The sequence below is a fragment of the Sporosarcina sp. E16_3 genome, from assembly GCF_017347125.1.
Classification (GTDB): domain Bacteria; phylum Bacillota; class Bacilli; order Bacillales_A; family Planococcaceae; genus Sporosarcina.
In genome coordinates, this window is the sequence record NZ_JADPRX010000002.1 from 82,479 (window position 1) to 96,814 (window position 14,336).

11 protein-coding genes are annotated in these 14,336 nt (G+C 37.1%); all 11 read right to left on the reverse strand.

From position 1 onward, the window contains the following. Positions 1-29: 29 nt before the first annotated feature. Entirely contained in the window at positions 30-1,538 is a 1,509-nt protein-coding gene (locus I2483_RS02920) for a sulfatase family protein (protein ID WP_207173860.1), read from the reverse strand. A gap of 192 nt (positions 1,539-1,730) precedes the next feature. Further along, positions 1,731-2,597 (reverse strand): metallophosphoesterase family protein, encoded by an 867-nt coding sequence (locus I2483_RS02925; protein ID WP_207173861.1) that lies wholly within the window; start codon positions 2,595-2,597, stop codon positions 1,731-1,733. 130 nt (positions 2,598-2,727) lie between these two features. Next, positions 2,728-4,473 (reverse strand): glycoside hydrolase family 35 protein, encoded by a 1,746-nt coding sequence (locus I2483_RS02930; protein ID WP_207173862.1) that lies wholly within the window; start codon positions 4,471-4,473, stop codon positions 2,728-2,730. Beyond that, positions 4,454-5,008 carry a hypothetical protein gene (locus tag I2483_RS02935; RefSeq protein ID WP_255550250.1) on the reverse strand — a complete coding sequence of 185 codons (555 nt, stop codon included), beginning with the start codon at positions 5,006-5,008 and terminating at the stop codon, positions 4,454-4,456. The genes I2483_RS02930 and I2483_RS02935 overlap by 20 nt, the downstream gene beginning before the upstream one ends. Before the next feature lie 94 nt (positions 5,009-5,102). Beyond that, positions 5,103-6,272, reverse strand: a complete 1,170-nt coding sequence (locus tag I2483_RS02940; RefSeq protein WP_207173863.1) for a Gfo/Idh/MocA family protein — start codon at positions 6,270-6,272, stop codon at positions 5,103-5,105. Between the two features lie 36 nt (positions 6,273-6,308). After that, positions 6,309-8,675: a glycoside hydrolase family 95 protein gene (locus tag I2483_RS02945; RefSeq protein ID WP_207173864.1), complete on the reverse strand. Its 2,367-nt coding sequence runs from the start codon at positions 8,673-8,675 to the stop codon at positions 6,309-6,311. A gap of 833 nt (positions 8,676-9,508) precedes the next feature. Further along, positions 9,509-10,501 (reverse strand): asparaginase, encoded by a 993-nt coding sequence (locus tag I2483_RS02950; RefSeq protein WP_207173865.1) that lies wholly within the window; start codon positions 10,499-10,501, stop codon positions 9,509-9,511. 282 nt (positions 10,502-10,783) lie between these two features. Next, a complete protein-coding gene (locus tag I2483_RS02955) occupies positions 10,784-10,954 on the reverse strand; it encodes a hypothetical protein (protein ID WP_207173866.1) in 171 nt (56 codons plus the stop codon). Positions 10,955-10,978: 24 nt separating this feature from the next. Next, a complete protein-coding gene (locus tag I2483_RS02960; RefSeq protein ID WP_207173867.1) occupies positions 10,979-11,962 on the reverse strand; it encodes a Gfo/Idh/MocA family protein in 984 nt (327 codons plus the stop codon). Beyond that, positions 11,959-12,966, reverse strand: a complete 1,008-nt coding sequence (locus I2483_RS02965) for a Gfo/Idh/MocA family protein (protein ID WP_207173868.1) — start codon at positions 12,964-12,966, stop codon at positions 11,959-11,961. Before I2483_RS02965 ends, I2483_RS02960 begins: the two co-directional genes overlap by 4 nt. Positions 12,967-13,152: 186 nt before the next feature. Next, positions 13,153-14,211: a Gfo/Idh/MocA family protein gene (locus I2483_RS02970; RefSeq protein ID WP_207173869.1), complete on the reverse strand. Its 1,059-nt coding sequence runs from the start codon at positions 14,209-14,211 to the stop codon at positions 13,153-13,155. Between the last annotated feature and the right edge of the window lie 125 nt (positions 14,212-14,336).

Below are 14,336 nucleotides of genomic sequence, written 5' to 3' on the forward strand. Positions count from 1 at the left end.
ATTCGTATTTACTCACCATTGTTTATTTATTAAGCGCCAGAAATTCTCGGCATTACCATTGGCTCTTTACCTAATTCCGCCCAAATATACTTTAATAGTAATCCCTGTTTTAATGCTTGATGTTCGGGTTGATGCCACAGGTTGTTATATTCTTCTGGATCACTTTTCAAATCAAAAATTTCACCGTAAGTTTGATTAAAATAAACGGTAATTTTATAGCGATCATTTACATATGTCTTTTGGTGAATCGTTGTTGGTTCATGATGAAACTCACAAATTATATGATCTCTAGCTGCCTCTATTTCTCGCATCCATACTTTACTCTGATCAACCCCTGTCATCGAGGTAGGAATAGGAATATCCACAAATTTTAAAAAAGTTGGTGCCAAATCGACTAATGACTGCATTGACTGTGAAACATGGCCTGCTGGTACTTTATCAGGATAACGGACGACAAATGGGACTTTTAGTAAGTCTTCGTAATGAAAACCACCTTTATATTGCAATCCATGTTGTCCAAAGAAATGTCCATGATCACTTGTAAAGACAATAATAGTCTCATCTGCAATGCCAAGCTCATCTAGTTTATCGAGAATTTGTCCAATATATTTATCCATCATACTGACCATTGCATAATAAGTTGCCGTTATTTTTTTATGACGGTCTTCTGAAATATGATGTGAATGATAGCCATGTACTCCAAAGCCAGTTTCTTTATATCCCGAAAAGTCCGGAGCCTTTTCTTGTGTCAGTTGAAAATGTGGTGGATTATTTTTGTGCTCCCCTTCAATACCTTTTGGAATCGTTAACTGATCTGGTTCATACATACTGTCCCACGGTTCTGATACCAAATATGGTGGATGTGGATCAAAGAAACTGGACCACATAAAGAAGTTTTCGTTATTTTTAACATACTCAGTCAACTTGAGATTGGTTCGTTCAGCAATCCATGTATTATAATGATATTTTTCTGGAATCGCCCATGTATGTTCAACTGCATTGTCCATTGTTCCGGTTGGTCCAACAAAATAGTCACGCCAATTTGAACAGCCCTTTTCTTCTAGCCATAATGCATAATGTTGTCCAACATGCGCTTCATTTGTGTGATTTCTGGCTAATTCTACATGTTCGAAGCCATAAAATTCATCTGAGAACTGTTTCCAAAAATCCAAATCTTGTAGAATCGGATACGACTCGAGTGAAGTGTATTCCTCAGTTTCATACAAAGGTTGAAAATGTGCCTTTCCAATAAGGGCAGTACGATACCCATTCATAGTAAAATCTTGACCCACAGTATGTTGCCCCTCAAGCAATTTCGTTCCTAATGTCCAGGCTCCATGCTGACTTGGATATTGCCCAGTAATAATTGATGCACGTGTCGGTGTACAAGTAGGGTTTGGACAGTAGGCCCGCTTAAAAGTTGTTCCTTCTTTTACTAATCTATCAATATTGGGGGTTTCTATTTCTGAATTAAATGCCCCGATTGTGTCAAAATGCTGTTGGTCACTTGTTATCAATAGTATATTGGGCTTTTTCATTTCAATTAATCACTCCTTTTTATGTTAAAAGCTGTGATTTCAACTAATTTTACGGAATCCTAATAGGACACTAGTAAATAAAACCGTATATAGCTTTTACATTGTGATCGGTTTTGTTGTGATGAATTTGAACTTAACCCGTTTCATTATAAAAGACAAAACAGTAACACTACATTTTTGCACATAAAGGCTTTAGTTCACTTGTTCAGTTGGATTAACCGTATTAACAAACTCATCCAACCACTGTTGTTTTGCAAAGTCACGTCCTTTAATGACAACCTTGTCCTCATAAACCTGAACAAGCAACCCCTGGCTGCCATCTGGATCGATTACAGTTTCATGACCTTGTTCATCAGGCCCCCATGTATTATAAACGCTTCCAGTGTTTGCCATCGTAAAATTATTTTGAAGAAACATTCCTTGCATACGTAAATCCCAATGTGTATGTCCAGAAAAATAGAAAACTTGTGGGAATCTGTTCAATATATCCATCAATTCTTTAGATTGAATTATACAATTTTCATAATACCGGATATCTGTCCCTGTTAATGTATATGGGATTGGCTGGTGTAGGAACACAAAAATAGGACATCTTGACTTAGCATGCTTTATTAAACTTTCTTCCAACCAGTCTAATTGTTCCTTTGATAGCACGGCAGAGTCCTTTGTAGGTGCACCAATTGGTCCCCAACTCTCAGTACCTAGGAAAATGAAGGGATAGCCATTTATACTTTTTTCGTAAAACACGTTATTTTCATCCGAAAAATCCAGGAATCGATTGATTGCTGCTTCATTCCCATCATTCTTGAAAAATTCATGATTTCCGATTGTAAAAAAAGCTTCCTTCTGAAGATTATTATTTACTAATTCTTTCAGTTTATTGTAGCTTTCTTGCCTACCGTCGCTGATCATATCTCCATTAAAAATGATTACATCATAATCAGGTGATACTTCATGCAAATCTTTTAAAGCTTTCTCAAGTTTATGATGTGATTTTTCATCGGTATTTGTTATGTGAACATCACTGATTACCGGAAAAGAAAATATTGGTTTAGTCATTAATAACCACTCCTAAACTAGTTATAGTTGGTACCCGCTACTTTTTTGCTTTATCATTTGCTATAACCATTGCAATACCTAGTTTTTAAACATAAATTGTGATAGGGCAGTTCTAGAACTGCCCTATCATTTAACCTAGCTTGTGGGTATCGATCAACGAAATTTTGGGCAGTTTTGTTCCATGTAGTTCAAAAACAACAATCTCATTTTCACCTTTTTTCAATAACGGGCCAGGCAAATACAATGTTTCTTGCGGCCCTATCTCCCAGTACCTACCGATATTGAAACCATTCACAACGACAAAACCTTTTACCCAGTTTGGCAATTCAACAAATGTATCGCCAACTTCATCTACATTGAATGCTCCTTTGTAAAATGCAGGTCCACTGTTTTCTCCGTTGTTCTCGTTAAATGATAGAGATTGAAGATTGTCCATCGGCAACGGATAGATTTCCCAATTGAATAAAAATTGATACTGGAATCGAACACCTTCGGTAATACCTTTTGGATCATTCATCATCCTTGGTCCATAATTAATGCGCCCCATATTTTCAACTAAAATATCAATCTGAACGCCTTCTTCAGGTACTGCAAAGGAAATTGTTTGGTTTTCCCAACGATCAATTACACCTTTATATTCCTTATTTACAAAAACAAGTGCACGATCATGAACATTTTGAATACTTAACGGGGCCTCACCATGAGGTCCTTTTAAAAATGTACGATAAAGTGTGAAACCATAATCTTGGCCAATCTTCTCCATTGTTTCTGGGTTTGCTCTTTGTATTGGTTCACTAATCATTCCTAAAGCATCAAATAATTGAATCGACTCAGTCATTGCAACTGCCCCATAATTCATTTTCGGAATCGGCTCAGGCAATATTAATTCACCAATATCTTTGTGTTTGGCAATTACCTCACGTACTGCAAGATATTTAGGCGTTATATCACCAACTTCGCTCACCGGACAGTCATAATCATAACTCGTAACTGTTGGTTGATAGTCATTACCATAGTTAGCACCATTGTAAAAACCAAAATTCGTACCACCATGGAACATATAGAAGTTAACGGAATCACCACGTTCAAGCATTTCTGCTAATGTTGCAGCCGTATCACCTGGGTCCCGCTGATGATGTTCTTCCCCCCAGTGGTCAAACCAACCATTCCAGAATTCCATACACATATTTGGTGAGTTAGGGAAGTTTTTCTGTAGTACTTCAAATGCACCAGCAGGATTTGAACCGAAATTAGCTGTTGCTAATACATTATCAACTGTGCCGCCCTGGAACATTAAATCAGAAGGACCATCAGAAGTAAATAATAGGACATCTATTCCTCTAGCGATCATTGCTTCTTTTATATGATTTAAATACTGTTTATCATTGCCGAAACTACCATACTCATTTTCTATTTGCATCGCAACAACTGGTCCACCATTTGTTTGTAAAAGTGGCTTTAGTTTCGCCAACAAAACATCAAAATAATTGTCCACTTTTTCTAAAAAGGGTTCATAATGTGATCTAAGCCTCATATTACTGTCAGCGATTAACCATGATGGTAAACCACCGAACTCCCATTCCGCACAAATATATGGACTTGGTCTAACAATTACATGCAGTCCGATACGACCTGCGATTTGGATAAATTCTTCAATATTTGCAATACCTTCAAAACTGAATTTACCTTCTTTCGGCTCATGTAAATTCCACGGTACATATGTTTCAACCGCATTAAAACCACAAGCCTTTAATTTTAGTAAACGATCTTCCCAGTACTCTGGTACAACCCTAAAATAATGAATAGCTCCGGAAATAAATTGGATTGGTTCATTGTTAATAATAAATTGGCCATCCTCAACTTTTAAATTCGACAAGAAAAACAACTCCTTTTAGTGATTTCCCTTTATTTACTCTAGATTCTTCAGCTGCGAACGCCATTAAATGACTTCTAAATGAAACAGCGGCAGAGGATATATTCTCATTTACCCCTACATTATCAATACCCCGTAAGAAAGAGCGGACAATTCCATTATCGCCACCACCATGGCCTCCAACTGGGTTATCAAACCTAATAATGGTTTCATGTTTCGTTAGGAAATCATAAATCGAAATACTGTTTCCCTCCATATTTCCACGTATTTCGCTTTTTGTCCCCATAATTTGCACCATACGTGTTTGTTCACGGGTAAATCCAGACATACTAAATGTAGCTGTTGCCCCGTCTTCAAACTCCATATTGTCAACTTGGTGATCAACAACATCATTATTTGATCTGAACACACACTTCCCATAAGATGTTTCATTAAGTGCTTTGATAATACCTTCACGTGAATCATCTTCGGTAAACTTTCTTGCCCAGCCTTTTCCTTCTCCAAGATAATACAGTCCGGCATGGAACGGACAAGTCAATTCTGCAGGACATCCATCCAAGCATCTCTACGGGGCACCCTCTGGACTATTTTCTTCACGAAAATGCATGAGTGATCCATATGAACTTACGCGTTCACACTTTTTCGCCAACTGATGACACAAATTTATGTCTTCCTTGGTCGATTTCCAATACTTTACCACCAGACCTAATTGATTCTGTTGCTGCACATCCTACCGCAACACTCATTCGGGCTGCAAAAGTAGTTGTTAATGGTGCTTTATCATATAAAATAAGTGAAATGAAATCTTGACAGATACGGGGATCTGCACCACCATGTGATCCTGACATGTTCTTAATGTCATACGTAATATCACTCATTTCATGCCATGATCCAGACTTCCTTGTTTTCACATGAACTTTATCATTCACATCGTCATTTTCGAGGCGACCTTTTGTCCCGATAAATGTATAGTTTCGGGAATAGTCTGGTGTAAAATGACATTGCAAGTATGATGCTTTAATGCCGCCTTCTAATTCCATGATGACCATGTTATTATCTTCCACATCGATTTCTTTTCTAAATGCACATTGCGTAAGACCTGTTAAACTAACTTCTGGGCAAGTATCTTTAATACCACAATCCGGACAATGCAGATCATTAGGCTTATTACCACCATAGTAATCTAGACTCCCAATTGCAGAGACTCTTTTTGCATAGTTGCCTGTTAACCAGTGAATAACATCGAAGTCATGTGATGCTTTCTGTAGTAACAGTGATGTTGTGTTTGCCGCAGTACCATGCCAATCATGATAATAAAAGTAGCCACCTAGTCCCACAAAATGTCTAACCCAGACCGCTTTAATATCACCAATCAGACCAGAATCGATAATCTCTTTCATTGTTTGATACATACTCATATAACGCATATTGAATCCAATCATTAAATGCTTGCCTGATTTCTTTTCTTCATCTAAAATCCGGTCGCATCCCTCAGCAGTTATTGCTAGTGGCTTTTCGCAATAAACATGCTTACCTGCTCGTAACGCAGCGATTGCATGTTCTTCATGTAAATAATCAGGCGTAAAAATAGCAACCGCATCAATATCTTCTCGCGCTAGTAGTTGTAGATAATCTGTTGTAATAAATACTTCATCATTAATATCATTTTTAAATTTTTCTAACTTATCTAGCGACACATCCGCACCTGCTACCACAACTGAATCCCCGCTCGGTTTATGCCAATAATGTATAATAGAGCTTCTTCCACCAAGTCCGATAATACCCATTCTTACCTGTGCCATAACTATCACCCCTGTTTTTTTAGCAAATATGGTCCTTTAAAATAAAATTTTACACTTTTGATCTTCACTCATCTCCAGTGATATAAATCCATCCACAGCACTTATTTGAGTATCTTCTTTTCCTTCTTCACGGAGTATGATTGCTTCATTTGTTTTAATTACCAAATTATTATCACACTTACAAGTTACAGTTAATTCACTAACTTTCATACAATCCCAGGAAATATCGATTTCAAATCCGCCTCTTACACGAACACCAGCTAAAGTTCCTATTAACCATGTCGATGGAAGTGCCGGTAGTAATTCAATATATCCTTTATGAGATTGGATAATCATTTCAATAACACCTGAGGTATAGCCGAAATTACCATCAATTTGAAATGGGGGATGTGCTCCTAAAAGATTGGGATACAATCCTCCACCTGTGACATATTCTTTATTGTCATCGACAATATTAAATAATTCATGGAGTAGTTTATTTATCCGTTCACCGTCTTTCAGCCTAGCCCATAGATTCATTTTCCAGCCCAGACTCCAGCCAGTACCCGAATCTCCGCGAATATTTAACGTTTGCCGGGCAGCATCTAACAATGGCCCCTCTAAAATTTGATTTCCTGGATAGACACCATACAGATGGGATACATGTCGATGTTGAGGTTCAACATCTTCATAGTCAATCAGCCATTCTTGCAACTGCCCATATTTACCAATTTTTAACGGATGCAAACGTTCTTTAGCTTCTCTCATTTGATTAACCCAATCATCATCAACACCAAGAACAGTTGCTGCATCTATACTGTTTGTGAACAAATCCCAAATGATTTGTAGATCCATCATTGCACCTTTAGTCACTGATCCAACTTGTCCATCCTCCGATATAAATGTATGTTCCGGAGAAGTTGACGGTGATGTAATTAAATAGCCATTTTCATGTTCAACTAACCAATCAAGGCAAAATTCTACTGCTCCTTTCATGAGTGGAAATGCCTCTTCTGCTAGATAAACTTTATCCATTGAGAATTCGAAGTGCTCCCATAAATGGCGACACAGCCATGGTCCTGACATTGGCCAAAAAGCCCAAATTGGATTACCATCCCTATCACCAACTGGTTCAGCATGTCTCCATAAATCTGTGTTATGGTGTGCTGTCCATCCTTTTCTGCCATAACGTTCACTAACCATTCTCTCGCCGTTCACTGCTAACTCTTTTATCAACTTCAATAATGGGCGGTGACACTCGCCTAAATTGGTTACTTCTGCAGGCCAGTAATTCATTTCAGTATTAATATTTATTGTATAATTAGAAGACCAAGGGGGACGTGTCGAGTCATTCCATATTCCTTGTAAATTTGTTGGTTGTGTACCTTCTCGGGAAGAAGCAATCATTAAATAGCGACCGTATTGAAATAATAGTTCCACCATACCTAAATCATCTCTTCCAAATTTCCTAACCCTTTCATCTGTATCAAGGAATACCTTTGCGCGTTCTTTCCCAAGGGATAATCCAACACGATTGAAGAGGCTCTGATAATCTCGAATGTGATCATCTTTTAAATGGTCATAGGGTATGCTCATCGCATTTGATAAACACATAACATTTTGGTCTGTTAAAACATTCATATCTCGACCAGGCAACTTATCAAAACCATTAAATGATGTCGCAACAGCTAAATAGATTACAGCTTTTGTAGCATATTGTATTGTGAGTTTCCCGTTCAGCGATTCTACTTGACCACTTTCAACAACAACACCTAATCTACCTTCGAAATGAATGGCTTTGGTTTTGCCAATCTCCCCATATCTAATCGGTTGTGCATTTCCATTATGATAAACTGGCGCACTACTTTCAGGACAGATTCCTTGTAACGTCAATTCTTCCTTCATGTGTACCGTTTTACTTTTCAATAAGCTATCTAATGTAATCCTTACATTAAGTTCTTTTTCTACTGAACTTGTTAATTTAATGGCAAGTACTTGGTGTTTATGGGATATGAAAGCTTCCCTCGTATATTCAACTTTACCAACAGTATATTTGACAGAAGAAAGGGCTTTCTCAATATTTAATTCTCTCTTATATTCCTTGGCAACATTCCCGTGAAGATAATTTATCGTTAAATCCCCTAATGGCATATAGCCCTGCGTATAAGGACCAAGCATATTTTTGGTTTCGTGGGTTGCCTCTTCATACTGTCCTTGTTCTATTAACTTTCTAACCTTATGAAGAGATTCTTCATCTTTTTTTTTCACTATCCTTTTCGGTGGACCTGACCATAATGTATCTTCATTTAATTGAAATCGATCTACCTCAATTCCACCAAAATGCATCGCCCCAATTCTGCCGTTACCTAAAGGTAGGGCTTCTGACCATCTCTTAGCAGCTTTTTTATATGATAATATATTCATCTTTTTATCTCCCTACCGTCTAATATAGTATTCAAGTCCTGTACTCACGAAAAATTGAACTTCGGAAATAATCGGACTATAAATACTTACTTAAAACCGAAAACTGGAACCGTTATCCATATTTAGGTGCGGAGTTAATAATTAGTATGCGTATACATTTCTAATTGGTTCCTATCCAATGAGATTTCATTAAATTACTATAATATTGCTAACTATAGTAATTTAATGTAACTATCTGACGTTCATTAACCGTAAAATCAAATACATTTCTCCTTCATGTTTTAACAATACAAAAGCGATTAAGATTCTTACACAAAGGAGCTCCCCAAAAATAGATATAAGTGAGTGCATATAATGTAATTAATTAATATAATTAATAAAGATGTTAGAGTAATATGTATTAAAATTAGATCATTCTAATTTCATAAAATCCCCTATAACAACATAATATTGAATTAGATTAATAGATTGTTTGGTTAAAATTCGAATTAATTACAAATAAAATATTTACTAATTATCCTACCACAAACCGAGATGACTGGCCATGTAGAATCAGCGGAATTTTCATTATATTACGTAAGTCCCACCATTCCCAGGGATGATGGACTTATACATTTCAAATCTCCAACATAACCCGCCGGTATTCAAAAAAACCACTACATACATTCCTTAAACGATCAAATCTTATTCTTTAATAATTGGCTCCCCCTTCACTTTTCACTACTTCATGAATCGTGATTGAAAATCCTATTTTCTCAATAATATGTTGTCATCAATATGAATTTCCATCTGGGGAAGTCATTTGCAACATTACCCAATTAGATAATAACGTTTTACAAGGTAGCCCTTGTTTCACCTATAGGTTTACCATTGTCGTTAATAATCGCTTTTGGACGAATTGCAAGTAATCGGAAAATTGTTTCCTTATTACTATAGTTTAACTTTTCTAGTAGCTCTGCAACTAAAACTGGCCAGACCAGTTCAGAACCACTTAACACTTTTATAGCGATACTAATTCGTTCTTTCTTTAGTGCAAGACAATATACGCCCTGTGCACCACCCTTGGCAATAATGTTCTTGTCCTCGAGTAACACCGTACAGATAAAGTTATGAGATGCAACAATTTCAGGATGTGCATTCATTACTTCACCAATTTGAGTAACTACCTGCGCTAAATGCTTATCTGCGATTAATTCGGGAGCAACAAATTTCAAATACGAAATCGCCATATTTTTAAGTGGAACACCGTAAACTGGAACACCACAGCCATCTACACCGCTATTGATGTTGTCAATTGGTGTTTCAGACAGATTGACAAGTTGCATCAAGATTTCCTTTTGCAATGGATGTTCAGGATCAGCGTAGCTACTGAGTTCATATCCCTTCTCTTTTGCATAAGCCAAGAATCCCAAATGTTTACCTGCACAATTATGGAGTAATTTCCGCTTTGGCTTGTGATCCCAAATATACTGTTCTTTCGGCTTATCATTTAAAGGGTAACTAGCGCCGCAAATGAGCATTTCCTCTGATAACCCCAATTTCCCAATCAACTTAACGAGTGCTTCTTGGTGGTACTTTTCACCACGCTGTGATGCTGTAAACAATGCTGCTTCTTCTAGACTAAGCTTGTATTTTTCAATAATTGTTGTCTGAAATATTGGGATAGCTTGGATTGGTTTCATTGCTGATCTATAATATACATGACTCCCGATATTTCCTTTTTCATAAATAACTTCTTTTTTATCATTTACTACACAAATAATTCCTTGGTGGATATTTTCTATTCTTCCACCTCTATGTTCTTCAACAATTACTGCATATGTCATAATTTACACCTCTCAGTTTATATGTATGTTTTCAATAAAATTCCCTCTTACATCTATTGCTGCACCAATGACAACGCCATTTATCCCTATCTTGCTTGTCTGCAATTTAACAGTAATCAATGCAGGTGACTAAATCTGATTCCCGCATTTTGCAATTACCCAATCTTTTCTTCCAGGATTATTTTCTATTAAACTCCTGGTTAAAACAACAGTATCTGTATTGAATACAAAATTGACATTATTGATCGTAATTGCCCTATCAATAATGTCAATCGCTCACCTTTAAATCCTTTTAGATTCATCAATTAATTCTTGGATACTATCAGTCGGCTTGGTCTTGAACGCTTCCTCTAACAATAACTTTTCTGCACTATACTTTGAATTACTATTTACAATTCCTTGTAGCTGATGGTTCAGACAACCCATAATCATGTCTATTTGACAGTCAGTCAAGTATCTCAATCTCTGAAAAGCAGTTTACACGCGATCAAGCATGACAACCTTTTTTAATTCATTCGATTGATAAGCAGCTTTTACCACCTCTAATGTACGCAATCCATCCATACCCGTGATTGATGGTGTTCCATTAGACTTAACACAGTCAATAAAGTCAGCAAGTAACCCTTCATCCATATCCTCAGACCATGACAGTTCCTGAATTTTATCTGCATCGTCATTATAATAAAGTGAATGTTGTTTAAATGCATCCACACTTAAGTTCCCTTTTGTACCAACAAAGTGCATCACCACATTACCCCAAGTTGGATATGTTTTGGGTCTAGACCAGCTTGGGTCAATGGAAACAATCATCCCGGATTCAAGCTCAAGTGTAACCATGCCACAGTCCTCTACATCGATATCATAAAATCTTGTGTCGAGTTCTGCATATACACTTTTCACTTCATCTTTGAATATCCAACGAATCACATCCATAATATGCACAATATGATCTGTTGCGGATCCACCACCAGATAGCTCCTTATCGATAAACCAGCCACCTGGCATCAGTCCATGATTCGTTGCATTGATAGCAAGTACTTCTCCAATCGCACCGTTTTGAATCAGAGCTTTTACATTTCCCATTACCGGGGCAAATCGAACGGGATAAGCAACTTGCAGAATCACGCCTGCTTCTTCACATGCTTGAATCATCACTTCAGCATCTTTAACTTCTATTGCTAATGGTTTTTCACATAAGATGTGCTTTTTAGCCTTAGCTGCTTTTATCACATGTGCTATATGATTCACATTTTCAGAGCAAATGACGACTGCATTTATATCACTTGTTAAAAAATCATCTAAATCAGCAATATATTCACAATCATATTGGTCAGCCATTGCTTTTCCTCTCGTTTCATCCTCATCCCAAATATAGGCTAATTCCACGTCTTCATGATTGTGAAGTATTCCTGCATAACTTAACGCATGCATATGAGCAAAACTTATCATGCCAAATTTCATTTAACTTGCCCTCCTTCAATCAATGTAACAGGTTGTCCCACAGCAGCAGATTTGATAGCGGCTTCGGAAATACGGATTGCCAGTAACGCATCCAAACTCGAAACAATCGGATTTTTTTTCCCAGTTAAACAATCTACAAAGTGTTCCAGTTGGCGTGCGAATGGATCTCTTCTTAGCATACTTTTCGACATAACTACTGATGATACATCCCCATGAATAGCTAGTGTTACCGGATTGCTCTCCTCATGATTATATGTAATCATTCCCTTGTTTCCCGTTAATTCAAAGGAGGAGCGGAATTTTGTTTCAGCCCAAGAAAGTTCAATATGAACGATTGTTCCATCAGTCATTCTCAACGTTACAAGTCCATACTCAATCGGCTTTTCGTTTGGTTGTGTATGTTTCACATGCTTGGCCATAACTCTTTGAACTTCCCCAAAAGTCGATTGAATCCATTCAAATTCATGTACACCTAAATCAAGGAAAAGTCCGCCACTTCTTTGTTCATCCGTATACCACTCTCTATCCTTCGATGGATAGGGCACCCCTCTTGACATACGAATAACACCAGGCCGGCCAATCGCACCCTTTTCAAACTGTTCTTTTGCATTTACATATTCCGGGAAGAATTGAAGCGTATGGCCAACAAGTAATTGAACGTTATTTTGTTCACAGATAGCTATCATTTGCTCTGCTTCTATACTCGTTAAGGCAAGGGGCTTTGCACAAATAATATGTTTTTTAGCTTGTGCAATTTGGTTTACAAACGCTGCGTGCGTGTCAGTTGGCGTACAAATATCAAACGTATCTACCTCTGCCTGTGACAACAAGTCTTCAACACTAGTAAATGTAGCGGCTCCGAATTGCTCCCCCACTTCTTGTAATCTTTCCTGATCACGGCCAATAATCCCTACAATTTCAATCCCTTTTAGTCGGGACCAAATATTTAAATTTCTAAGCCCTAACTTTCCAATACCAATAACTGCAACCTTCACTTTATTCATCCCCTCCAATTTCATTTCTTTAAAGCTATATATTGACTAATTGTATTCGGTATACAACCCGAATATTGGCTCCTTAAAAGGAGTAGCCGAACGACTGCACATTAGATTTCTTCTTTGAAACTTGGAGCTTTTCAAGTTTCATACCTCATAGTATCCATCAGTTTCATCGCCATTCAAGGGTATTAATTATTCAAATACTATTTCCTGTTGTTCTTCTGCCGATTTATAAATAGCTGTTAATATTTTCATCATTTCCACACCATCATCAATTCCGCCAATTGGTTCATCTCCAGTCAAACAGCAATTGACAAAATGATTGATTTCACTTTGAAAAGCTTCTCCAAAATCAAATGATGCGTTATCAATTTGTGGAAAGCTATTTAGTATAATATCATTAGACTCATGTACGATAACTAAATTTGGTTCTACTTCTGCCCCCCCTTTATCACCAAAAATAGTAACACCACTTTGATCATTTTTTATGTGCAAGGCAAAACTCACATCAACCATTAACGATGAACCGTTTTCAAAACGAATTAAAGCATTTGCCAAATCCTCAACATTATTTTCCGGGGAATAATCAGCGGCTTTATAAAAGGATAGTGATTTAACATTTGAACGATTGCCTAATTTATGGTAAGTATTTGCACTCACTGATTTCACTTTTGGTCTGCCCATCAAATACCACGATAAGTCAATAACATGTACTCCGATATCAATAAGCGGCCCACCACCAGAACGGGATTTATCTGAGAACCATCCACCAGGATTTCCTAATCTTCTTAATATCGATGCTTTTGCATAATAAATTTCTCCTAAAGTTCCACTGTTAATAATATCTTTTAATGCCACTGCACTTGAAGCATGTCTGCGAACATAGCCAATCATAAACTTCTTATCACTTCGCTCAGTAGCCGCTTTAACTTCTAAAGCCTCCCCGTGATTCATACAAAGTGGTTTTTCACACAGGACATGTTTACCTGCATCAAGTGCGGCTATAGAAATTTCCTTATGTGTATTATTCCAAGTAACAACGCTAATTGCGTCCAACTCAGGATTTTGAAACATTTCATGATAATCCGTATACACGTGCTTAATATTATAAGTTGTGGCTTTAGCTATTGCACGTTCCTCAATCAAATCACAAATTGCGATTAACTCTACATTGGGATTTTTCGCATAAGCACCTAGATGACTTTCTGATAATGAACCTGCACCCACAATACCAATTTTCAATTTACGCATCTTTATCTGCCCCCAGAGAATCTTATTTTGAAGCACTTTACAAAACGTTACACATATTAAAGAGAATTCTATCCACGATCCCTAACACGCTTATTTAACATTGAAGCACAAAACTATTTAAAGTT

What these genes read in the sequence shown, in the direction of transcription:
- I2483_RS02940 (WP_207173863.1), bottom strand. Translation starts at nt 6,272, where the DNA reads ATGGCACAGGTAAGAATGGGTATTATCGGACTTGGTGGAAGAAGCTCT.
- I2483_RS02945 (WP_207173864.1), bottom strand. Translation starts at nt 8,675, where the DNA reads ATGAATATATTATCATATAAAAAAGCTGCTAAGAGATGGTCAGAAGCC.
- I2483_RS02920 (WP_207173860.1), bottom strand. Translation starts at nt 1,538, where the DNA reads ATGAAAAAGCCCAATATACTATTGATAACAAGTGACCAACAGCATTTT.
- I2483_RS02950 (WP_207173865.1), bottom strand. Translation starts at nt 10,501, where the DNA reads ATGACATATGCAGTAATTGTTGAAGAACATAGAGGTGGAAGAATAGAA.
- I2483_RS02965 (WP_207173868.1), bottom strand. Translation starts at nt 12,966, where the DNA reads ATGAATAAAGTGAAGGTTGCAGTTATTGGTATTGGAAAGTTAGGGCTT.
- I2483_RS02925 (WP_207173861.1), bottom strand. Translation starts at nt 2,597, where the DNA reads ATGACTAAACCAATATTTTCTTTTCCGGTAATCAGTGATGTTCACATA.
- I2483_RS02970 (WP_207173869.1), bottom strand. Translation starts at nt 14,211, where the DNA reads ATGCGTAAATTGAAAATTGGTATTGTGGGTGCAGGTTCATTATCAGAA.
- I2483_RS02960 (WP_207173867.1), bottom strand. Translation starts at nt 11,962, where the DNA reads ATGAAATTTGGCATGATAAGTTTTGCTCATATGCATGCGTTAAGTTAT.